The 23,427-nt window shown below is 44.7% G+C and carries 21 protein-coding genes; 10 read left to right on the top strand and 11 right to left on the bottom strand.

Annotated elements, in window-relative coordinates:
* Positions 1-88 precede the first annotated feature (88 nt).
* Together ABFW99_RS06015 and ABFW99_RS06010 are read left to right on the top strand one after the other, a co-directional pair.
* Positions 89-613 (top strand): DUF2062 domain-containing protein, encoded by a 525-nt coding sequence (locus ABFW99_RS06015; RefSeq protein WP_440707448.1) that lies wholly within the window; start codon positions 89-91, stop codon positions 611-613.
* Between the two features lie 4 nt (positions 614-617).
* On the top strand, positions 618-2,462 hold the full coding sequence (locus tag ABFW99_RS06010) for a TIGR03545 family protein (RefSeq protein WP_349355832.1): 1,845 nt from the start codon (positions 618-620) through the stop codon (positions 2,460-2,462).
* On the opposite strand, the gene ABFW99_RS06005 is transcribed toward ABFW99_RS06010, so the two are convergent.
* The 9 genes from ABFW99_RS06005 to ABFW99_RS05965 all read right to left on the bottom strand — a co-directional run bounded on the left by ABFW99_RS06005 (position 2,459) and on the right by ABFW99_RS05965 (position 12,785).
* The gene (locus ABFW99_RS06005; RefSeq protein ID WP_349355831.1) at positions 2,459-3,064 is read right to left on the bottom strand and encodes a hypothetical protein; all 606 of its coding nucleotides are present in this window, start codon (positions 3,062-3,064) and stop codon (positions 2,459-2,461) included. The two genes, ABFW99_RS06010 and ABFW99_RS06005, sit on opposite strands and share 4 nt — an antisense overlap.
* Before the next feature lie 284 nt (positions 3,065-3,348).
* Positions 3,349-5,346, bottom strand: coding sequence for an endonuclease (locus ABFW99_RS06000; protein WP_349355830.1), 1,998 nt, complete (start codon positions 5,344-5,346; stop codon positions 3,349-3,351).
* A 159-nt stretch (positions 5,347-5,505) separates the two neighbouring features.
* Positions 5,506-7,173 (bottom strand): FAD-dependent oxidoreductase, encoded by a 1,668-nt coding sequence (locus tag ABFW99_RS05995; protein ID WP_349355829.1) that lies wholly within the window; start codon positions 7,171-7,173, stop codon positions 5,506-5,508.
* 91 nt (positions 7,174-7,264) lie between these two features.
* Positions 7,265-8,653, bottom strand: a complete 1,389-nt coding sequence (locus ABFW99_RS05990; protein WP_349355828.1) for a sensor histidine kinase — start codon at positions 8,651-8,653, stop codon at positions 7,265-7,267.
* On the bottom strand, positions 8,653-8,889 hold the full coding sequence (locus ABFW99_RS05985) for a UBP-type zinc finger domain-containing protein (RefSeq protein WP_349355827.1): 237 nt from the start codon (positions 8,887-8,889) through the stop codon (positions 8,653-8,655). The genes ABFW99_RS05990 and ABFW99_RS05985 overlap by 1 nt, the downstream gene beginning before the upstream one ends.
* A 32-nt stretch (positions 8,890-8,921) precedes the next feature.
* The gene (locus ABFW99_RS05980; RefSeq protein WP_349355826.1) at positions 8,922-9,446 is read right to left on the bottom strand and encodes a DsbA family protein; all 525 of its coding nucleotides are present in this window, start codon (positions 9,444-9,446) and stop codon (positions 8,922-8,924) included.
* Positions 9,443-11,011: a cation:proton antiporter family protein gene (locus ABFW99_RS05975; RefSeq protein ID WP_349355825.1), complete on the bottom strand. Its 1,569-nt coding sequence runs from the start codon at positions 11,009-11,011 to the stop codon at positions 9,443-9,445. The genes ABFW99_RS05980 and ABFW99_RS05975 overlap by 4 nt, the downstream gene beginning before the upstream one ends.
* Before the next feature lie 70 nt (positions 11,012-11,081).
* On the bottom strand, positions 11,082-11,750 hold the full coding sequence (locus tag ABFW99_RS05970; protein ID WP_349355897.1) for an alpha/beta hydrolase: 669 nt from the start codon (positions 11,748-11,750) through the stop codon (positions 11,082-11,084).
* 87 nt (positions 11,751-11,837) lie between these two features.
* Positions 11,838-12,785, bottom strand: coding sequence for a VOC family protein (locus ABFW99_RS05965; RefSeq protein WP_349355824.1), 948 nt, complete (start codon positions 12,783-12,785; stop codon positions 11,838-11,840).
* 190 nt (positions 12,786-12,975) lie between these two features.
* On the opposite strand from ABFW99_RS05965, the gene ABFW99_RS05960 reads away from it, so the two are divergent.
* Genes ABFW99_RS05960 through ABFW99_RS05950 form a run of 3 tightly spaced genes read left to right on the top strand, consistent with a single transcriptional unit; the run spans position 12,976 to position 15,123 of the window.
* Positions 12,976-13,461: an MgtC/SapB family protein gene (locus ABFW99_RS05960; RefSeq protein WP_349355823.1), complete on the top strand. Its 486-nt coding sequence runs from the start codon at positions 12,976-12,978 to the stop codon at positions 13,459-13,461.
* Positions 13,462-13,507: 46 nt separating this feature from the next.
* A complete protein-coding gene (locus ABFW99_RS05955; protein WP_349355822.1) occupies positions 13,508-13,825 on the top strand; it encodes a ribonuclease E inhibitor RraB in 318 nt (105 codons plus the stop codon).
* A 53-nt stretch (positions 13,826-13,878) separates the two neighbouring features.
* Positions 13,879-15,123 carry a M48 family metallopeptidase gene (locus ABFW99_RS05950; RefSeq protein WP_349355821.1) on the top strand — a complete coding sequence of 415 codons (1,245 nt, stop codon included), beginning with the start codon at positions 13,879-13,881 and terminating at the stop codon, positions 15,121-15,123.
* On the opposite strand, the gene ABFW99_RS05945 is transcribed toward ABFW99_RS05950, so the two are convergent.
* Positions 15,111-16,406, bottom strand: a complete 1,296-nt coding sequence (locus ABFW99_RS05945; protein ID WP_349355820.1) for a sensor histidine kinase — start codon at positions 16,404-16,406, stop codon at positions 15,111-15,113. The two genes, ABFW99_RS05950 and ABFW99_RS05945, sit on opposite strands and share 13 nt — an antisense overlap.
* Positions 16,407-16,659: 253 nt before the next feature.
* Between ABFW99_RS05945 and ABFW99_RS05940 the strand changes: the two genes are divergently transcribed.
* Positions 16,660-17,787 (top strand): trans-sulfuration enzyme family protein, encoded by a 1,128-nt coding sequence (locus ABFW99_RS05940; RefSeq protein WP_349355819.1) that lies wholly within the window; start codon positions 16,660-16,662, stop codon positions 17,785-17,787.
* Between the two features lie 216 nt (positions 17,788-18,003).
* Positions 18,004-18,504, top strand: coding sequence for a thioredoxin family protein (locus ABFW99_RS05935; protein WP_349355818.1), 501 nt, complete (start codon positions 18,004-18,006; stop codon positions 18,502-18,504).
* On the opposite strand, the gene ABFW99_RS05930 is transcribed toward ABFW99_RS05935, so the two are convergent.
* The gene (locus ABFW99_RS05930; RefSeq protein WP_349355817.1) at positions 18,501-19,343 is read right to left on the bottom strand and encodes a carboxypeptidase-like regulatory domain-containing protein; all 843 of its coding nucleotides are present in this window, start codon (positions 19,341-19,343) and stop codon (positions 18,501-18,503) included. The two genes, ABFW99_RS05935 and ABFW99_RS05930, sit on opposite strands and share 4 nt — an antisense overlap.
* Before the next feature lie 125 nt (positions 19,344-19,468).
* Here ABFW99_RS05930 and hutU point away from each other — a divergent pair, with 125 nt between their 5' ends.
* The 3 genes from hutU (at position 19,469) to ABFW99_RS05915 (ending at position 23,394) form a co-directional block, all read left to right on the top strand.
* Positions 19,469-21,118, top strand: coding sequence for a urocanate hydratase (gene hutU / locus ABFW99_RS05925; protein ID WP_349355816.1), 1,650 nt, complete (start codon positions 19,469-19,471; stop codon positions 21,116-21,118).
* A gap of 78 nt (positions 21,119-21,196) precedes the next feature.
* The gene (gene hutI / locus ABFW99_RS05920) at positions 21,197-22,426 is read left to right on the top strand and encodes an imidazolonepropionase (protein ID WP_349355815.1); all 1,230 of its coding nucleotides are present in this window, start codon (positions 21,197-21,199) and stop codon (positions 22,424-22,426) included.
* Positions 22,427-22,443: 17 nt separating this feature from the next.
* Positions 22,444-23,394, top strand: coding sequence for a formimidoylglutamase (locus tag ABFW99_RS05915; RefSeq protein WP_349355814.1), 951 nt, complete (start codon positions 22,444-22,446; stop codon positions 23,392-23,394).
* Positions 23,395-23,427 lie beyond the last annotated feature (33 nt).

Below are 23,427 nucleotides of genomic sequence, written 5' to 3'. Positions count from 1 at the left end.
ACATAATATTCTCTTTAAGGGCTAAATAAGATTTTAAATGTTAATTCAGTTACTTTTGCATTTGAATAATTTAAGGTAAGGAGCAAATATGTTCTTGTTAATGCGTTACATCGCCAAGTTGCTAAAAGCACTGGCTTCAGAAGCCTCGCCGGCACAGATAGCAGGTGGTGTCATACTTGGAATGATTATCGGGCTTACTCCCCTTTCATCACTGCACAACCTGTTCATTGTAGTGCTGATTTTGGTATTAAAAGTTAATATCGGGATGGCTCTTCTGTCCTTTACTATTTTCAGCGGAATAGCATACCTGGCCGACCCGCTCTTTCACAGCTTTGGGGTTTGGCTGCTGGAACTGGAAAACATGCAGGAAACCTGGACGGCCTTGTATAATAATGAATGGATCGCTCTAACTGAGTTCTACAATACGGTGGTTATAGGAAGCTTAGTGACGGCTATTTTATTGTGTATTCCCGCTTTTCCGTTAGCCCGGTTTGGTGTGATTCAATACCGGGAGCACATTCACGCCAAAATCCAAAAATGGAAGATTGTACAGGCTTTTAAGGGCACTAAGTTCTACAGCATTTATCAAACCGTAAACAGAGTGAGAGGATAAGGCAATGAGAATAGGCGGAATAATTACGGTTTTAATACTCGCAGGAATTGGATTTGCTGCAACCTATTTCATTACCGATGATTGGGTGGAAGGACAAATAGAATACCAGGGAAGTATATTGAATGAAGCGAAAGTAGAACTGGATGGTTTTGATTTCAGCTTATGGGACCTCCACATAAAATGGAGCCGTTTGCAGGTGGCCAACTCCAACAACACCATGCAAAATACCTTCGAAACCGGGGAAACCGAGTTTAGCATGGAGTTCTGGCCACTTATTCTCCGCAACAAAGTGATTGTAGATGACGTGAGGCTGACAGGCTTTCAAATGGACACCGAACGTGAAACGGATGGCTCTTTTGAAATTCCCGAAGAAGTTAAGAATGAAGAACCCGGATTTGTGTACAGTGTAGTAAGTCAGGTAACCGGTGAAGCAAAAAAGAATGCCGAGGTGAAATTTACAGATGTGAGGGACGACCTGAATGTGGACAGCCTGATGGCAAAGGTCAATATTCAGTCTGTCGACAAAATTGACTCACTCAGGCAGGGCATTCAACGCAAATACACCAAATGGGACAGCACTTTCAAGAATACTAAAGTGAATGAAGAGGTCGCCAAACTTAAGAGTACGGTCGATTCCATCAACCCGAAAGAAATAAAAAAACCCAAGCAGGTGGTGGAAGCGATTGAAAACGTGCAAAAACTTCGAAAACAGGTGGATTCACTAAAAACCCGTGCTGAAAACCTGAAGAAGGAGTTTGAACAGGATTATGGCACCACACGAAGCGATCTCGGCCAGGTTGATAACTGGATCAGACAAGATTATCAGCGGGCGCTGAGTGTAGCCAAATTACCGGATCTGGATGTTCAGAATATCGGGAAGGCTTTATTCGGGCAGAACCTGCTGGGTGATTATGCCGCTTACCTCGAATATGTAGCTATTGCCCGGGAATATGGCAGCCGGTTGGTGGGCGAAGAGGATTCGGTACAGGACATTCCCCGCTACGAAGGGCTGGATTATGAGTTTTCAGATAAGTACGACTATCCCGGATTCTGGTTTAAAAACATCGAGCTTTCCGGGAAAACGAACTCGGATATCGCCATTTCCGGATCGGTAACCGATATCAGCAGCAGCCAGAAGAAGACCGGCCAGCCGGTGAAGTTTAATGTGAAGGGAGAGGATGAGAATGAAGTTACCCTTACAATTAACGGGGAGTTTAATTATCTAAATAAGGAACCGCGCGAGAGCTTTACGGTGAACTACGCCGGTTTTACGCTATCCAAAGCAAGGTTGTCCGGTTCTGATTTGTTGCCTTATGAACTCAAGTCCGGAAAAGGAGAGCTGAATGTGGATATGAACATCATTGACAAGCGTATCGACAGTCGCATCGATTATATTGCCAGAGATATCAGTTTTGACTTTGCCGCCGCGGGGCAACCCAAAAATCGTGTTGAGTCTTTGATCAGAAATGCGATTGGCAGTACCAATCAAATTGATGTAGCTGCATTGGTGGATAATGTAAACGGCCCGCTGAGGGTACGGGTGCGATCCAATGTTGATGATTTATTTATGAATGCCTTGAAGCAAACCGTAAGCCAGGAAGTGGAAAACGCCAAGCGGAAAATCAGGGCCGAGGTACAAAAACAGGTAGCGGGTAAAAAAGAGCAATTGGAGCGGTTTAAAAATCAGAAAGAAGCAGAACTCCGTAAACGATATGAGGAATTACAGGCGAAGGTGGATGAACAGCTTCAGGTTGTAGAAGAGAAAAAGAAAGAGCTGGAAGAGCGTAAGAAAGAATTAGAAGACTCGCTTAAAGACAAGATCAAAGATAAAATTGGTATTGATTTCTAAAACCTCAGTTTGAGTCCGACTGAAAGCGCCGTTCGCCTTTGGTTGAAGTCCGAATCATCCATAGGAAAGTAAAGACGAAAATCGCCGGTAAAAAAGAAGTTTTTATAAACCGGAATGTTTGCTCTGAAACCCGTAGAAAGATTTAAGTAGGTTTCTTTGATTGTAATCAGAGGCTCCGCCTGTATGTTAGCAGGTAACATTCCTGAGTGGGTTTGTTCAATTACTGTTTGATTGAGATACAGCCCTGAATACACACCTAAAACCACGGGAGTGTCAACCGTTTGCAGCTTTATCGCTGATCCAATAGCATGTCCTTTAAAATTATATTGGGGGCAATCCAGACAGGCATAGGTGTCGAGTCTTTCGGCTTCTCTTCGTAATGAACCGGTAAGCCCAACACTAAGCTCTGATTTTTCGAAATTGAAAAAAGGGTGGAAGGCCTCAATCTCATACATCACCGTGTGATCTTGTTCATAATCAGGATTAAAAGAATGGCCGCTAATTCTTTGTATGCCCGTTTTCAGATTTATCTCCGGTGAAAAAGACTGGGCAACGATTTGTCCAGGAATCAAAAAGAACAGGATTATGGTTAAGTGCTTCATCTCGATCACCTGAGTTTCCGTTTCTTCAAATATAAAAGAGATTATTTAGATAGCAATATTTATGCTTTCATGAATTATATAGCTTCTCTTTTGGTGAAGAATGAAAAGCATAAAGAACCTCCAAGCGTCCGGGGGACCTTGGAGCGTTCGCCGCCCAAACAGGATAACGATATCTACCCAACCACATTCCCGCAACGCTTTCAGGACCTGCGGTCGCTGAAAGGTTGCTTCTGCCGGATTGTGGGCTGCACCTTTTTTGATACACCCTTTCATTAATGGCTATGTTATTTAGATAGCAACATCTTTTGTGTGAAGGTAACTTCACCGGCTCTAAGCTGATAGAAATACACTCCGCTGGATAAACCGGAAGCATCAAACGTGGCCATATGTAAACCGGCACTTTTCATTCCGTCTACGAGCGTTTCAACTTTTTGCCCCAGAACGTTATAAACAGAAAGGGTAACATTTACCGGATTCTTAAGTTCATAGCTGACATTAGTGGTTGGATTAAATGGGTTCGGATAATTCTGATGAAGTTTGAAATTATCGGCGATGGCAGGATTTTCGTCTTCGTTGGAGGTTGGAGTCTCAAGGGTCTGATTGGTATTAACCGAGCCTTTGGTGTTGCTCTCTGTGAATTCCCAGCTAAAGTCTTTGTACGCAAAACCGGAACCTTCCAAAGAAAGTGAACTTCCAACAGCACTATTTCCGGACTGCTCTACACCGATGTCGGTACTTTCCACATCCTGGGCAGGGCCGTCAACCGCAATAAAGGTTCCTTCGTAGGAAAGGAATTGGATCAACTCTCCACCAATATCAAGGCTCATGCCATCCGGACTTCCATTTTGTAATCCATTCACCGGTAGGTCCACATAAAAAATAGATATTCCGTTCTCGGTATCTCCGGCTGTAAAATCATTCCCTGAGTAAGAAGCATAAACAGAGCCTCCGTTTCCATTATAAAGGCTCAATGTGACATCGCTCAGATCCGCAAACTCCGCATTGACAGCTATTTCCACAAACTCACCCTGATCACCACCGTCATTGTCATAATGCATTTCGTTGATCCAGGCTGCGGAGGGTGTTTCCCCATCGTTATCCCGTATGGTGATTTCTGTTGAACCCGCTGATCCAATAACCGCTTGTTGCGGACCGGAAATATTCTCTAATCCCAACAGGATGGTTTCGTCTCCCTCTTCGATGTCATCATCAATTAAGGTGAGAGTAACCGATTGTCGTTCTAAAGATCCGGCCGGGAAAGTTACGCTTTGGCTGGTAAAAGCCTGGAAGTCCTCACCGGAGGTTGCGGCTCCCCCTGAATAAACCACATCCACGGTAGTGGCTGTATCTGCATTTGGGTTGGTGATGGAAAGCTCGATTTCTATGGCACCATCGCCTTCACTGAAGTTCAAAACAGAAGCCGAAAACTCAACATTGGTCTGGCTGATCTCGCCTTCAAAATAAGCGCGCTCCACCAGGGATGGGTCAATTACAAATGGGTTCACTTCATTCCCTTGTATATCCGCGATGGCACACGTCCGCTCATATTCCGTGGTTGAAACTGCGTCCACAGAATTCCAGTTGCGGAGAAAATCTTTTTGAATTTCAAAGAAAATAGGATCGGCATTATCGGCCTGGGTTTTGTACATCGTATAGAAGTAGAAAGCGGCACGGGCAATATCACCTTTTACGCTTTCGCGGGGCTCCCAGCTGGCCGAATAGGAAGCGTTGGGGTGAGAATCCCGGTATTCACTGTACTCATCTATGACATTACCATCAGGGTTGGATACGTCCTGATCCAGTCGCCACCAGGTATCGGATTCCTGGTCCGGAATTTCATAAAAAGGGTGGTTGCCCCGGGCGCTGTTGGCGCGGGAGTAGGCCGGAAAAAGACTGTGCATATCGGAACGGGCAGGCTCCGTTGAAGCACCTTTACTTTGGGGCCAGCTGTGCTCGGCGTTTACATCTTTATTAAAGGCATCTGTACTTGGATCGTTATTGGGATCGAGATAGATTCTATAGCCGGTATAAATTGTGGTCAAAGAATCATTTTTATTATCAATTTCAGAATAGAGGATATCCCGGGCTTCATCGTAGCTGATATTATCAGTAGTTCCATATTCCTGAACCAAAGCATCCAGCAATTCCTGTCCCTCAAGTTCCGGAAAAATTTCAGTGCCCTGAGCCGGACAACTTTGAGAAAAAGCTGAAGTAGAAAAAATTACGGTGAATATGAAAATTAAAGATGCTGTTTTCTGAATGATGGATGTCGGGTATGCCATTCCTTCCGGATTTGATGATATAAATTTTTAGAAGTGGTGACGGCAAAATTTACGGTTTTGCCGGTGGAAGCTTCCCTGTCCTTATTACCGGGAATTACACAGTAAACTTAATATACGATTTATAGAAGTGAGAGCGGTAAAACTTTTGTTAAGGAATGGTCAGGTGTTGGAATCGGCTAAATACTCATGTACGTATTTGATGGCCATGGAACCTTCGCCCACAGCAGAGGCTACCCGGTTCATGGCTCCGGCGCGGACGTCACCAGCAGCAAAAATGCCGGGTGAGCAGGTTTCCAGCAGGTAAGGCTGCCTATCCAGTTTCCATGTTTTCTTATAGTCATCGTATCGCTGTAATTCTCTGCCGGTTTCAATAAACCCGCGCTCGCTTTTAATTACATTGGCTTTAATCCAGTCGGTGTAAGGGCGAGCACCGATAAAAATAAAGAGGCCATCCGCTTCAACATCTTCTAAAGAGTTGTTCTGATTTTTTCGAAGAACCAGCTTCTGCAGTTTATTCTCACCGCATGCTTCTTCTACTTCAGTGTGCGGCATTACTTTGATATTCTCCGCTTCGTTAAGTTGATGAATCAGGTAAGACGACATGCTGGAAACGAGGGATTCACCCCGAATCAATATCTTTACATCCTTGGCAAAAGTGGATAAATACATCGCTGCTTGACCGGCTGAGTTTCCTCCCCCAACGATATAAACCTGTTTGCCTTTAAATGCATGCGCTTCGGTCATGGCTGCACCGTAATAGATGCCGGCTCCGGTAAAGTCTGAAATTCCTTTGCTTTCCAGCTTCCTGTAATTCACACCGGTGGTTACAACAACGGCCTTGGCATTGATTTCAGAGCCGTCAGCCATTTTTACGGTTTTGTATTGATCGGTAAGGGTGATATCCACCACTTCCTGTGGCGAAAGAAACTCAACCCCAAAACGTTTAGCCTGTGTGATGGCTCTTCGGGCAAGGTCAGAACCGCTGAGCCCTTTAGGGAAGCCCAGGTAGTTTTCGATACGTGAACTGGTTCCTGCTTGTCCTCCGGGTGCCCGTTTTTCGATGAGCAATGTTTTCAACCCTTCCGATCCTCCATACACAGCGGCGGCAAGCCCCGCAGGACCTGCCCCGATAATAGCTACATCATATATGTTTTCATTGGCGGTAGGGCTTCTCCCCAATTTTTCGGCAATTTCTTTGGGAGTTGGTTCGGTGAAGTGGCTGCCATCTTCAAAGAAGATCGCCGGCAGGTCATCGGTCGATAATTCATAATCCTGCAAAAGCGCTTCGGCCTTATCATGGCTTTCAATATCCAACCATCGGTAAGGGATCAGGTTTCCGGAGAGATAATCTTTGACAGCATGTGATTTTGGTGAGTACTGATAGCCAACCAGGCGAATACCACGAAATTCAGGTTTGAAGTTCGCCAGCCATTCATCCAGTTGATCATCCAGAACCGGGTAAAGTTTCTCTTCGGGGGGATCCCAGGGTTTCAGTAAATAGTAATCCAGCTGTACATCATTGATGGCTTTAATGGCGGCTTCCATGTCGGAATAAGCCGTCAGCAACACGCGCTTGGCATCGGGGTAGGTTTTTCTGGCTTTCTCGAGAAACTCAACGCCCATCATTTCCGGCATACGCTGATCGCTGAGAAACAGAGCCACGGTTTCGCCTTTTTTCTTGAGCTCCGGCAACGACTCCAACGCCTCTTTGCATGAGTCGGTACTCATAATCCGGTAATCACCGCGATACTTATTCCGGAGGTCCCGGGTTACTGCCCGCAAAACCTGTACGTCATCATCAATTGCAAAAATTATGGGTTTACTCATCCCTGCGGGAATTAAAAATTGAAAATTTAAAATTAAAGACGAGACGAAATGAAATTATTGAAGCTAATTTTAAATTTTTCATCTTTAATTTTTAATTATTTAGCGGAAAACACAGTTCGAAGATAGTTTCGCCGGGTTTGGATTGTACGGAGATGGTGCCATCGTGCTTTTGCACAATTTTTCGAACAAAATCGAGACCGAGGCCGGTTCCTTCTCCTATACCTTTGGTTGTAAAAAAGGGATCAAAAATTTTGGTTTGTACGTCTTCAGGGATGCCGGCTCCATTATCTTTAAAATAAATTTTGAGATCACCGTTTTTAGATTTGGCCGAAATCTCTATGTGTCCCTTTTGTTCAAGAGCATCCACAGCATTATCCAGCAAGTTCATCCAAACCTGATTCAGTTCGCTGACAAATCCACAGAACTCCGGTAAATCGTCCGGGATATTAATTTCAACGGTCACCTGCTTTTCTTTAATTCTGTGGTTCAGTATGCTGAGAGTGCTTTTCAACAGTTTCTCTAAATCTACCGGTTCCTTCTCATTGGCCTGATCCATATGAGAATAGGTTTTGATGGAAGATACCAGATCTGAAATTCTGCGTGCTGCATCTTCTACTTCGGCAATCATTTTTTCGGTAACAAAAACATCCTCAATCCATTTAATGACGGGAGGGAGCAGTATTTCATCACCGATGTTTTTGATCTCATCAAGGGCGTCGGTATCAAAGCCGTGTTCAGTAAATGTTTCTGACAGTTCATAGACTTCTTCAATTCCGTGATCTTCTAACCAGTCTGCAAGTTCATCTTCCTGCGAAGTGCGTTCCATCAGGCTGAGAGTAGGAGGGTTGGATTCCAGCTTCTCAAAAATAATTTTGTTGATAGCATCCACTTGCTCTTCAGACAACTGAAGTTCCATCATCCCTTTAAACTTTTCGGGTTTAGCATGAAGGTTTGTCTTGAGCGATGTGGCACTCCTGACCATCGCCGAGGCCGGGTTATTTAATTCATGCGCAAGACCAGCGGAAAGTTTACCAAGTGCGAGAAGTTTCTCGTTCTGCTGCTGCTGGGTGGTAAAGTGACGGATTCGATCAGATAAGGCATGAACAAAGGATTCAATAAGCTGATAATGGGAAGCGATTTCCGAAAAATTTTCCTCATGGGTAACCAATACGGTCGACTCCTCCATCACCGTCACATAAGCCAGCGATGATTGAAGGCGTGAAAAGGGAAGTTTACCGGTTAGATCGCCCGGATCAAAAGTATCAATTACCGTGAACTGATCTCCTCTCTTGAGCTGAATCCTGATATTCCCTTCCAGTACCAGGTACATTTTATTGATCTCATCCCCGGGCTTTACAATAATTTCTCCTGGCTGATAGGTGCATACTTCCGAGAGTTCCACATATGCCTGTAGCTGTTCTTCCGGAACCTCGGAAAACTGAGGAAATGATTTAATCCCTTTTACGATATAGTCATCCATTAAGGCCTCATGTATTGTTCATCAATATAACACCAGCGCCATTCTTCACCAGGTTCAATCGAACGAATAATGGGATGTTCTGATGTTTCGAAATGTGCCCGGGCATGTTTGTTAGGGGATGAATCACAACAGCCCACATAACCACAAGTCATGCACATGCGCAGATGCACCCAGGAACTTCCCTGTTCCACGCAATGCTGACAAACATCAACAGAAGTGGTGGTGACCTTGATCATATCTTTATGCGAGCATGTCATTGGGGTCGAGTTTAATTCAGGAAGGTGTCAGTAAATGCCTTCAGTTGTTTGTAATCTAATTCTCCGGAATATCGCTTACCGTTAACAAAGAAGGTAGGGGTATCATCAACTCCGCTCTTAATGCCTCCTCTGAAGTCTGCCGTAACTCGGCCGGCGAACTCGTTGGTGGAGAGGTTTACTCTGAACCTATACAAATCGAGCCCGATGTCTTCTGCAAAATCAAGTATTCTGTTTTCACTAAGTGTACGATTATGCTTGAAAAGTAAGTCATGCATTTCCCAAAACCGGTCTTGTTCGCCGGCGCATAAAGCGGCTTCAGCTGCAAGCTGAGCATTAGGATGCTTTTTTCGGATAGGGAAATTCCGAAAGGTGAAATTTAACTGCTCCCTATATTCCTTTAATAACATCTGTGAAAAACGATATCCAAGTCTGCTGTACGGGCATTCATAATCGCCATATTCCAGCAGGGTGGTTTTAGCCTCCGGATTTCCCAGGAAATAGTCATCCTCAGATATTTGAACATACAAATCGCTCATCGGTCAAAAGTCAGGTTAAGCGATGTGCTTTCCGAAGGACCTTCTTCAAGGCTGAGTTCCGCCAGCTTTTTTCCGGCCTGAGACATAGGCAGGCAAACAGCGGTTGCTCCGGCATCCCTCAGGGCTCTGTGTTCATCACTTCGCATAGTCAAAGCCACTACATCCCTCTTGTACCCATACTGACGCAGCAACTTAGTGGCCTCAACTTTAGTGTCAGGATTTGGAATAGCCAGCATAATGGCCTTTACATTTTCCAGGTTGATGTTTTCCCACAACTCGGGATCACGGGCATCACCATACACTACCCGTCTTTTGCTTTGAATATTTTCTTCCAGCTTGGCCGGATCAGCATCCATTCCAATTACTTTGTGGCCGTAATATTTCAGGTATTCGTAAGCAGATGAACCTGCCTGTCCCATTCCAACCACCAGGTAATTTGCACTGCCAAGCGATACCACCTGCTGGCCGGGATGTTTTACATCACGTTCATACTTCAAAAGGGAAAGTTCAAACCTACTCCAGAGCGCATTGACATTTGCAGAAAGCGGAGCGTTGATGGCATAAGAAACCGCCACAAGCAAGGCAAAGCTGGTAACAACGGTTTCAGGGATGAAGCCGCCCGAAACGGCTACAATTCCGGCAATGAGGGTAAATTCACTGTAGGAGGTAAGTGTGGTGGTGACCAGAAAAGAATTTCTCGATCGTAGCTTAAAGCCAACCAGTAAAAAGAAGTAGAGTATGGATTTAATGGGGAGTAAAGCTAAAATCACCACGCAGAATATTAGTTCGTTGTAGCCCGGTAATCCGGCAAGGCCAACTTCCAAGAAAAAACCGACCAGAAAGGCCTCTTTAAGTCCCCAAAGTTTATGGGTGAGTTCATCAGCAAGTTTATGACCGGAAAGCAAAGCACCGGCTACCAACGCTCCCAGCTCAGATGAGAGCCCTAATACTTCAAAAAGTGCTCCGCCGCCGATGGCTAAAATCAGAGCAAATAAAAGCTGGAGTTCATCATGTCCGCTAGCTATCAAAGCCTTAATTAGCAGCGGGCGGAAAAGGGGTAAAGCCAATAGAGCTAAACCCCAGATTGAGGGCACTCCTCCACCCGTTAAAGCGAGTAGTGCTATAGCTACAATATCCTGTAAAATCAAAATACCAATAGAAACACGGGCATGGAATGCGCCAAGCTCGCCCCGGTCTTCCAGAGATTTAGCAGCCAGTACCGTACTCGAAAAGCCGAGGAGGATACCGATGATAATTGCTTCAACAAGCTCGTATCCAAACAAGGACGCTATGAGCCCAAAAATACCGGCGGTTAAAGCAAGGTGTATACCTCCGGCACCTAAAACTTCAGGACGAAGAATGCTTTTCAGCCTCAGGTGTAATCCTACCGTAAACAGTAGAAATAAGACCCCGAGGTGTCCGATCTCATGGAGAGTGTCGGTGGTTTCAAAACCGACGAGGGAAAGAATAATACCCGCACCCAAAAAACCGACCAGCGGCGGCAGTTTAAGTCGCGATACAGCCATCCCCAAAATATAGGCCGCAGCCAGCCAAAGAATTTCCATTATTGTGAATTAAAGATTCAAAATGAAAAATTAAAAATAGGCCTCCGGACAATTTTTAATTTTTCACTTTTCATTTTGAATTTAGTAAGCCATTAATATGCTTGATCTCGTCCTCATTCACAAGGTGGCCCATGCCGGGGTAGAGTTTTTTGGTGACGTCAGCGCCTAATTTACTGAGAAGCTCTTCGGTCTCATGAACTCTCTCCTTCGGAATGTGCGGATCTACATCACTGCATCCTAAGAATACCGGAGTTTGTTGCAGGTCGCCATTGTAATGATCGAAGTTAATGGTATCTCCGATTACGCCTCCGCTTAAAGCAATTAAGCCGGCATATTTTTCGGGGTGGCGGGCAATGTATTCTGAAGCGAGGCAGGCACCCTGGGAAAAACCAAGCAGGAAAATTCGTTCTTTGGAAATACCTGCGGATTCCAATTCCTCAATAATATCATGAATCTTCTGCAATCCTGAGGATAAACCGGGTTCGTTCCGCTCAGTGGGAGCTAAAAAGGAATAGGGATACCAGGTATGTCCGTTTGCCTGCGGAGCCCGATAAGTAATTTTCTTTTCTGTTTCGAATGCTGAACTTAGATCGAGAATACTGGGCGCACTGGCACCACGGCCGTGAATCATAATCATAGCGTAATCAGCCTCTGAAGCAGGCATTCCCGCCTCGGCAACTTGTGTGTTTTGGTGAGGACCTTCAAAATTTGTGTGTTCTGTAACACGGAATAAACTCATGGGTGTGGATGTAACTGAATTTGAAATGGTGTTTTTATTGTAACGTAGTAGTGACATAAGATTTTGTGTCACTACGTTGTGAATGCATTAGCGTGTTGCCTTAGAAGGCATGTTTATTTCGGGGAGAATTTGTTCAATCCGGTCCCGTTTGTTTTCCAGCCAAGGGGGAAGAATAAGATGTTCACCAAGGTGCTCAAACTCCTCATCAACGGTATAACCGGGATCATCAGATGCCATCTCAAAAAGTACCCCGGCAGGAATTCGGTAATACACGGAATTGAACCAGTGGCGGTCGATAATCTGGGTAGGGTTGAGTCCGCGTTGGTTTACTTTCTCCCGAAGCTGATCCAGCTCTTCTTTATTCTCTGCCCGGAAAGCGATATGGTGCACAATTCCTCGTCCATTTTGACCATGAACAGGCGCATCAGCTACTTCAATAATTACCGAATGACCGATTTCTGCTTCGGTTTGATATAGGAACTGATTTCCTTCATTTGCCACTTCTTCAAACTCAAACAGCTCATGGATCAGTTTTTGTGTATGCTCCCGTTCGGTGAGGTACATACGCGCTCCCCAAAATCCCTGTATGGTTTTGTCGTAAGGAACGATGTAATCTACATTTTCAACTTTCTCTTTGGCCGTTCCTTCAAAAACCAGATCCAGTTCCATTCCGTCCGGGTCGTTGAATCGAAGCACGGTTCGTCCAAACACATCTTTCACTTCAAAATTGACATCATGATCACTGAGGCGTGATTCCCAAAATTCCTGAGTTCCTTCCGGTACCTGAAGCCCAACATTCACTACTTCACCGGTTCCCGGTTTGCCTTTTATCGCTTGTGGCCAGGGGAAGAAGGTAAGGCTGGAGCCCGGATTGGCAGACTGATTTCCATAAAACAGATGGTAAGTTCCGGGATCATCCTGATTCACGGATTTCTTGACCAGCCTCATCCCCAAAATCTGAGTATAGAATTCAGCGTTTCGTTGGGCATCTCCTGCCAGTGCGGTAATGTGGTGTATTCCTTTCTGATGTTTCATGATTTTTTGTTTGATTACTGTTCAATAATCCAACCACAAGATACAACGAATCATTCAATAGTTTAACATTAAACTAATTTGTTATTTTCTATCACATCTATAGATATACAGGTGTTGCAAGGAACAAAGCTCAGCTTGTTTCTTATATATCAGTAAGGAACAGAATCAACAACCTTAAGTAATTAGAATTATGGATTTATTAGCGCAATCGTACATATTGATGGATGTAAGCATCGCATTGGTTTTGGGTGGTATTTTAGGACTGGAACGAGAATGGAAGCAAAAGCCGGCAGGTTTAAGAACGAACATGATTATAGCGGGATCAGCGGCATTGCTGGTTTCCTTGGGAAGAGTCGTGGTTCAGGATTTTGGCACGCTGGCCGCCACCGAGAGCTTTGGCGTTGACCCCATTCGAATGCTTCACGCGGTGATTGTAGGCGTAAGCTTTATAGGAGCCGGTACTATATTGAAAAGCACTTCCGACACCATGGTCAAATATCTTACAACTTCTGCAACTATTTTGATGGCTGCAGGGATTGGAATCAGTATTGCCTTGAAGCAATACATACTGGGAGCCGGAGCTACTGTTATTCTGGTGACTATTAATTTCTTATTTACTAAACTGAATAGATTAATCTATGAAGTTTCGGATTATGAAAGTCCGTATGTAGAATAGTTTTGTTTATTTGTATTGATTGAAGTGAAATAGATTTCAGGAACCTATGTCAAGACCGAAAGAAGTAGATGCTAAAGTAGTAGCAAATATAATCAGGTTTGGTGGTGATATTGATAAAGAAAGGCCGGTCGATTTTTTCTTTTACTTTCCAACTGAATATGCTGCCTGTCAGGTAGAAGTCAAGTTATTAAATCTTGGTTTCAGTACAGATCTGCATTACCTCGATAAGAATAAAGGGTGGTCATTATCAGCTAATAAGATAATGAAGATAAGCACGGATCGGGTTTATGAATTGGGCCTCTGGTTCAAAAAGGTAGCTGAAGAACAGGGCGGAGAATATGATGGTTGGGGATCCCCAATTTGATTTCATTATTCGTACTTTTACCATTTCAAAAAAGCCATTCAAAAAAGTATTAAATGAACATTTACGCCATCATCATTCTGGCAACCATTGCCATCGATTTTATTCTTGATATCACTTCCAACTACCTGAACCTGAAATCTCTTTCAAAAGAACTTCCTGAAGAATTTGAAGGGGTGTATGATGAAGATACCTATGCCAAGTCCCAGGAATACACCAAGGTTCGAACCAAGTTTGGCTTTATTACCGGTGGTTTTGATCTGGCACTGGTGCTGGGATTCTGGTTTTCCGGGGGATTCAACTGGCTGGATCAGATTGTTCGGGCCTGGGGGTTTGGGGAGCTGGCTACGGCTTTGATCTACATCGGAATGTTGCTGCTGGCTAAAACCATCCTGAACCTTCCATTTAGCATTTATTCCACCTTTGTGATCGAAGAGCGATTTGGCTTCAATAAAACAACGCCTAAAACTTTTGTGTTGGATATGGTGAAAGGATTGGGGCTGGGTTTACTCATTGGAACCCCGCTGCTTGCAGGAATTCTTTGGTTCTTTATGTATGCCGGGGATTTTGCCTGGTTGTATGCCTGGGGTGCGGTAACGTCCTTTACATTGATCATGCAATATGTAGCACCAACCTGGATCATGCCGCTTTTCAATAAATTCACTCCGCTTGAAGAAGGCGACCTGCGAACTGCTATCGAGGAGTACAGCGAGAAGGTAAATTTCCCCTTAAAGGGATTGTTTGTGGTTGACGGTTCCCGGCGTTCCAGCAAGTCGAATGCTTTTTTCACAGGTTTTGGAAATAACAAAAGAGTAGGTTTGTATGATACGCTGATCGAGAACCATACCGTGCAGGAGTTAGTGGCTGTTTTGGCACATGAGATCGGACATTACAAGAAAAAGCATATTATCAAAGGGATGATTAGCAGCGTTGCCCAAACCGGGGTGTTATTCTTTCTGTTGTCGGTTTTTCTAAATGCACAGGGACTTTTTGATGCTTTTTATATGGAAGAAATGTCGGTATATGCAGGGCTCATCTTTTTTGGGATGTTGTATGCTCCAATCGACATGATACTTTCTGTATTTATGCAGATGCTATCCCGAAAACATGAATTTGAAGCCGATGCTTTTGCTGCGGAAACAACCGGTAAGCCTGAGGATATGGTGTCGACACTTAAGCAACTATCCAAAGATAACCTGAGTAATTTAACCCCGCATTCCTTTTATGTGTTCTTGAATTATTCTCATCCTCCGGTGCTGGAGCGAATCAGAGCCATCAGAAGTACAAATCAGGAAAGGTGACCTCCATTTATATCCGAAAGATTAAATGAAAGCCGGAAGAGCACGCCGGGGCCGGTTTCTCTGGATTTATATTCATAATCTGCATCCAGCTGATGAGCCAGTGTTTGTATCAGCACCATCCCGAGAGAATCCGTTGTCTCATGATTAGAATTATCAGTAAAGCCAATTCCATTGTCTGTTATCTGCAAAATAATTTGCTGATTATTTTTCTGAAGCTGTATGGAAATCAGTCCGTTTTGGGAGTCCGGAAAAGCGTGCTTAATTGAATTGGTCAGCACTTCATTCACAATTAAACAACAGGGTACCGCCTGATTGATATTTAAGTTGACTGGCTCAACATCAAATTCAGTATCTATTTTGGAATGGTCATCCATAGTTTCAAGGATGGTATGAACCAGGTTCTTAAGCCCGGAATCAAAATCCATATTCGAAAAACTGTTGGACTGATAAAGCTGTTCATGAATATTAGCCATCGACTTGATCCGGAGGGTACTGTCCATCAGTTTTTTCTGAATGCGTTCATCAGTTTCCTTGAACGACTGCATTTGGAGCATACCTGAGATCACTGCCAGATTGTTCTTTACTCTATGGTGGATTTCAGCCAGAAGTGTATTTTTTTCCTCCAGATTTCCTTCCAGTTCACCCTGATGATTCAGCAGGTCTTGTTTTAAATTTTGCTGCGATTCAATGGTTTCCTGAAGTCCTCGAAAAAGCCTTGGCATAAATACTACAGCCACAATACTCAGTAAAATGGAATTAGCTGAAATGGCCAGCCAGGAAGCTACCTGATAACTTTCCCGCAATGGGTAGTCAACCAAACGATTATCAATCAGGTAGGCCTGTACCGCACAGATAAAAATATTAATGAATATGGTTAGTACGCCGGCTTTGGTGGGTAGTATCAGCAAGGAAAAAACGGTAGCTCCGAATAAATAGGTAAGTCCGGCCCCAAGTTCACCCATAAAGAATATCAAAATGGCGGATACTGAGTAAATGAGTGTCAGGAATAAGTATTTTCGATGATTTATTTGTAGCCCGCTGTACAACGAAATTGTAGTAATGGCTATTCCAAAAAAGACATAAGCGATGGTTAATGAAAGAATATTAAGTGCATAAACCACCAATGCTGAAGGAATAAGGACAAAGATGCCCATAGGGAAAAGGTAGATGATAATGGTAGTAAAGAGCTTATTTCTCCAGTATTCCAATCCATTGGCACGCGTTACACTGCCCATGCAGTTCTTACGAACCCTCAGTTTATAATTCTCCCAAAGCTTAGCCATTATATTTTATCCGGTAGAAATAGTGATGCTGCAAAGACCAGTACGATTTTATCTGTTAAAGCTTGTTCAATTCAGATGGCAATAGAAACAAAGCTCGATCCAAAATCAACTAAAACAAAATAGTATTCTTAGACTTTATCGACGCAAGGCTTTTAACCATTAGAAATTTAAGAAAATTCCAATGCAGAGATGGGGCAGTGAGTATGCAGAGATTTTACTTATTTTAGACTGAATCAAAGAGGCACAGATACCTATGAAAAAACACATTGAGACGATAGCCATCCATGGCAGCATGAAGGAGCGGGTGGGTGAGAATGAGCCCATTGTTCCGGGAATTGAAATGTCCACCATTTACGAGCACCGCAAATCGGGCAGGAAGGAAGACGACTGGAAATATACCCGTCACTCTAACCCAAACCGGGTTCAGCTCGAAAATGTTATTCGGGATTTGGAAGGCGGCGATCATTGTGCGGCTTTTTCGTCGGGGATAGCAGCTATATCATCGGTATTTCAAACAATAAACTCAGGAGCCCATGTATTGGTCCCGGATGATGTGTACTTCGGCACCCGAAAGCTGATCTGGGAGTTTGCTGAGCGGTGGAATCTTGAGGTCGATTTTATTGACATGACTGATTTAGAGACCGTTTCCTCATCCCTGAAAGAGAACACTAAATTGGTTTGGATGGAAACTCCCTCAAACCCCCGGCTGCTGATTACCGATGTAGTAGAAGTCAGCAAGATTGCCAAAAATCATGGAGCCATTGCCGCCATCGATAATACCTGGCCCACACCATTCAATATGCGTCCGCTGGAGCTTGGGGCCGATGTAGTCATTCATTCCACTACAAAATACCTGGGCGGTCATAGCGATATTTTAGGAGGTGCGGTAATCACCAAAGGCAATGACGAATTGTTTGAGCAGATTCGTGCGGTTCAGGTGGTGCAGGGCGCCGTTCCCTCTCCGCAGGATTGCTGGTTACTGAGCCGGAGTATCCGTTCATTTCCGTATCGTATGCGGGCTCATAACGAGAACGGCCGAAAAGTGGCTGATTTTCTGAATAATCATCCAAAAGTGGAAAAAGTGTTTTATCCCGGATTAGCCTCTCACCCCGGCCATGAAATTGCCAAAGCCCAAATGGACGACTTTGGCGGAATGATATCCTTTCTGATTGACGGAACGGCCGAAGACGCCATAAAGGTTGTTGCCGGAGCGAAAATGATTAAAGCCGCTACCAGTCTCGGAGGTATTGAAAGCATCTGGGAACACCGCAAAAGCAGTGAGGGGGAAGAGTCGCCTACACCGGATAACCTGATTCGCCTGAGCGTGGGGCTGGAACATCCCGATGATATTATTTCAGATCTGGAATTAGCCTTATCTTAAAACAAAGAGAAAAAGAGTCATTTCGCGGCGCATGCCCGAAATCCAGTTGTTTGACAGGCATTCTACGCGGATGATTGACTACAATAAGATTCCCGTTTCCACGGGAATGACTTAGTATCTTTTTTTACTGAATTAAGATGTAATTTACTATTGAGCTCTCCGTAATAGAAAGCCCGTTGGCATCATCAAAAGAGTGTACCACATAAAACCCTATTCATGATTAACAAAATTGTATCTGCATTTCTGATTTCACTAACCGCCATTGCCTTCACTCAGGCTCAGGACCGGCCCGACATGTTCGACTGGAAACCTCTTGAGGAAGCCATGGAGCTGGCTGCTGAGAATGACAAAAAAGTGTTGGTGTATGCCAATGCGGTGTGGTGTACCTATTGCAAAAAAATGGAAAAGGAAGTGTTTACGAAGGAATCTGTTCAGGAAATAACCAATGAGCATTTCTATTCCGTGTGGATGGATATCGAATCCGACGAAAAACTGACATTTCGTGATCAGGAGATGACACAGATTCAATTCAGCCGGGCCATGCGAGTTACCGGAACCCCTACCTTTATTTTCTTTGATTCAGAGGGAGAGATTATCGCCGGTCAGCCTGGATTTATCCCGGAAGATTTATACCTGCAGATCTTAGAGTTTGTAGGAACTGATGCTTATCTCGATCAAAGCTTCGGGGAGTTTTCGGGGATAGAAGAGGAGAATTAGTAAGAGAATCCGGTTACAAACATGTTAAGCTGTATTCGTTCCTTCTGTGCTTTAATGTACTGATGGCTGCGTTGCAACATTTGCTTTGAAATTGTATTTCTACCTGTAAACTGAATGCTTCCTCGTCTTGAAATGTGTCCATTCTTCCAGCCTTCCAAAACTTCAACGGTAATACAAAAATCTTGATTTGTCACTAACTGGAAGTCACTTAATTCAAGCTCTACCCAACCATCTGATGTAGCCGAGGATTTCTGAATGTTAGTTTTGTTGAGATGGATCATCTTATCATTTAAAGTCTCATATACATGAACTCTATATAAAAGGCTGTCAAAGTTAGTTGCCCTAATATGAAATTTAAATTCAGATAGTACTATGTTTTTATCATTGCGGTAAATCATTCCAATTTCATTTCCGGTTGCAATCCCGGAGTATGCCCACCCTGAATTCCCCCCTGACTTATCTCTTCCGAAAGTAATAACATCGCTTTTCTTTGCGGTTATAGATATGTCATTACTCAAATAAACCTTTCTTTCCAATGTGACATGCATTGTATCCTGAAATAATAGTTCACCAAGGCTGTACTTTTTTGTTTTGAAGCCGATGGCGGATATAAAAAGAGTGTCATTATTCGACGTTTGAGAAATATCTAATGAGAATAAACCAGACTTATTGGCCACAGTGCCATTTGAAACCCCAATCACTCCAATATGAGCATACCCAATTGGATTGTCATCATTATCAGTAACAATCCCCGAAATTTCATGAACTTCTATGTAGTCATCGGAGAGAAAGTTGAATTGAAAAATAAATGCAGATATAAGAATTAAAAGGTAGTTCATACTGTATATGATAAAAATAATTGATCAATTATACGGATTTGGCAATTTGATAATGGGTGAGTCTTCCCTCAAAATCCTGTACATTCCTGCCGTGGAATTGTTTACAGGAATAAAAACTGATGGAGATGGGAAGAACAATTAAAGCCCCAACGGGAACCGATCTGAATTGCAAAAGCTGGCTGACGGAAGCTCCTTTCCGCATGATCCAGAATAACCTTGACCCGGAGGTTGCCGAAAAGCCGGAAGAACTGGTGGTGTATGGCGGTATTGGACGTGCTGCCCGAAATTGGGAGAGCTTCGATAAAATCCTGGATTCGCTGAAGTCCATGAGCGATGAAGAAACCCTGCTTGTTCAGTCCGGGAAACCGGTCGGGATTTTTCAAACCCATAAAGATGCACCACGTGTTCTCATTGCCAACTCAAACCTGGTACCCAAATGGGCCAACTGGGATCACTTCAACGAGCTCGACAAAAAAGGCCTGATGATGTACGGACAGATGACCGCCGGCTCCTGGATTTATATCGGAAGTCAGGGCATTGTTCAGGGAACCTATGAGACCTTTGTAGCCATGGGGAAAAAGCACTTTGACGGGGATTTATCCGGCAAGTGGGTTCTGACGGGCGGACTCGGAGGCATGGGCGGCGCTCAGCCACTGGCAGCCAAGATGGCCGGTGCAAGCATGCTTGCCGTGGAATGCCGGGAAGACCGGATTGATATGCGCATCCGTACCGGGTATGTGGATCACAAAGCAGCTTCTTTGAATGAAGCGCTGGAAATCATAAAGCAATCGGTGGAAGACAAAAAACCGGTTACGGTGGGCCTTCATGGAAATGCTGCCGATATTTACCCCAAACTGCTGGATCGAAAAATTATGCCGGATGCGGTAACCGATCAAACCAGCGCCCACGATCCGCTGAATGGGTACCTCCCGCTGGGTATGACGGTATCTGAATGGGAAAGCAAGCAAAAATCCAATCCCAAAGAAGTAGAACAGCGGGCCAAAGAATCCATCTCGGTACAGGTGCAGGCCATGCTGGGTTTTCAGGAAGAGGGCATTCCCGTTTTTGATTATGGAAATAACATCCGCCAGGAAGCATATGATCAGGGTGTGGAAAATGCATTTAATATTCCGGGATTTGTACCTGAGTACATTCGCCCGCTTTTCTGCAAAGGAATAGGTCCTTTCCGGTGGGCGGCTTTATCGGGAGATCCTGAGGACATTTATAAAACCGACCAGAAAGTAAAAGAGCTCATTCCTGATGATCCTCACCTGCACAACTGGCTGGATATGGCCAAAGAGCAGATTCACTTCCAGGGACTCCCATCCCGTATTTGCTGGGTGGGTTTAGGGCAGCGCCACAAACTGGGACTGGCCTTCAACGAAATGGTGAAGAATGGAGAACTGAAAGCTCCGGTGGTTATCGGGCGGGATCACCTGGATTCGGGGTCGGTGGCAAGTCCAAACCGGGAAACCGAAGGTATGAAAGACGGTTCGGATGCAGTATCCGACTGGCCGCTTCTGAACGCATTGCTAAATACCTCATCCGGTGCGACCTGGGTGTCTTTTCATCATGGTGGAGGCGTGGGAATGGGATTCTCACAGCATGCCGGATTGGTAATTGTAGCAGACGGAACCGATGCTGCTGCAGCACGACTTAATCGGGTGCTTTGGAATGACCCGGCCAGCGGGGTTATGCGTCATGCTGATGCCGGCTACGAAATTGCTATCGATTGTGCTAAAGAACATCAATTGAAATTGCCATTTTTGGAATAATCCGCACAAATGTAATCCGTAGGGACGTATCATGATACGTCCCTACGGATTGATTATCATATTGTAAATCTAACACCTATGCCTGATTTATTAATTCAAAACATAGCCCAAATTGCTACGCCCAAACCCGGTGTGACCCGCGGGCCGGAATTACGCAGCCTGAATGTAATTGAAAATGCCTCCGTATTTATTTCGGATGGGGTAATTCAGGCTGTGGGGCCTCTATCCGAGGTTTTAAAAGAAGTGGAAGGCCACCCGGTAATCCTGGACGCAGAAGACAAAGCAGCCGTGCCCGGTTTTGTGGATTCTCACTCCCATCTGGTGTTTGGGGGCAATCGGGCGGATGAATTTGCCATGCGTTCAGCCGGAATGAGTTACGAAGAAATTGCCGAACAGGGCGGTGGTATTGTATCAACGGTGGAGGCTACGCAACTTGCGACCAAAGAAGAGTTAAAAAGCATTGCCCGCATTCGCTTGCAGAAAGCGTTGAAGCAGGGCATTACCACCATGGAAATTAAGAGTGGCTACGGGCTGAACCTCGATAACGAGCGCAAGATGCTGGAAGTCATCAACGAGCTGAAAGAAGAGCAGCCTGTTGAACTTAAGGCCACATTTCTTGGAGCCCATGCCGTCCCTAAAAACTCAACCAAAGAGGCTTATCTGGAAGATGTGTTGAACATGATTCCGGAAATAGCTGAGCTCGCCGATTACTGCGATGTGTTTTGTGAAGATGGATATTTCACGGCAGAAGAATCCGGAAGAATATTAGAGAAGGGACTGGAGCATGGACTGAAGCCCAAACTTCACACCAATCAATTTAATGATATAGGAGGGGTGGAAATGGCGCTTGATTTGGGAGCTATTTCCATAGATCACCTCGAAGTGCTTTCTGATGAAGATGTGGAACGAATTGCAAAAACAGATACGGTAGCAACCGTTCTTCCGGGTGTTTCCTACTTCCTTAATATTCCGTATTCCCCGGCGCGGAAACTTATAGACAAAGGGGCACTGGTTGCTCTGGCCACCGATTTCAATCCCGGTTCATCCATGACCATTTCCATACAGTTGCTTATGAGCATGGCGTGTACCAAAATGGGGATGTCGGTGGAAGAGGCACTGAGTTGTGCCACCCAAAACGGAGCCAAAGCGCTGGAGAAAAATAAACTGGGCTGTATTGCTCCGGGTTTCCAGGCTGATATTTTGCTGCTTGATACTTATAATTACAAAGACCTGGCTTACTTCTTTGGGGAAAATCATGTGCATACCGTCATTAAGAAAGGAGAGAAAGTATGGGAATCGAGAGGCTGAAAACAATTCTGAAACCTGTGTCAGATTCACTTACATCCATGCGCTCTCACGACAGCAACGACCACTGGCTGGTCCAGGAAATACTATTTGATAAAAGTGATTATGAGGGTTCGACCCATGTGTTGATTGGCTGTCCGCAGCACGAAGGGGTATTGCGAAATAATGGGAGAACCGGAGCGGCAGAAGCTCCCAATAGAATCCGTGAACAGCTGTATAAGTTGCAGGTAAAGAAAAATTCGCCCGTAAAGTTATTTGATGCGGGCAATGTGAGTACGGATTTATTCGACTCTTCAGAATTCACCGACTTCCCCGACCTCGATCAAAACCCGGATGCGCTGGAAGAAATCCATAACCGGTTATCAACGGCCGTTGGTGAGTTTTTGAGAGATGGCAAGAAAGTGATTGTGCTGGGCGGAGGAAATGATATTTCTTATGCCGACGTGCGTGCCCTGGCTGAAAACGAACGAGAGATAGCCGCGATCAATATAGACGCTCACCTCGATATGCGCATCGCCGATGAAATGACCAGTGGAACACCCTATCGAAGACTGATTGACGACCATTATCTGAGTCCGCATCATTTCTATGAGTTTGGAATACGCCCGGAATCCAACGGAGCTTATTACCTGGAAAATGCAGCCAAACTTGGGGTGAATGTACACCGGCTGTCTGATATTCTGGAAGAAGGGGTGAGTCCGGCTTTCCAGCATATTCTGGGGCAAATCGGGGAGCGGTCTTTTTTCCTGGGGCTGGATATGGATTCCATTCAGGCTGCGGATGCTCCGGGCGTCAGTGCGTCTTCTCCGGTAGGATTTTCAGGACGAGAAGTGCTGGAATGCATTCATCAGGCCCGCCAAAAAGAGAACCTGAGAGTGTTTGAAATCACGGAAGTGAATCCCAAGTATGATATTGACGGCCGTACAGTGAAGCTGGCTGCGCAGTTTGTGTATGCTTTCCTATATAGATAACGACGTAATTGAACACGGATAACACAGATACTG

This window comes from Gracilimonas sp. BCB1 (assembly GCF_040117685.2).
Lineage (GTDB): Bacteria > Bacteroidota > Rhodothermia > Balneolales > Balneolaceae > Gracilimonas.
This window is presented reverse-complemented; position numbering and strand designations above follow the sequence as displayed.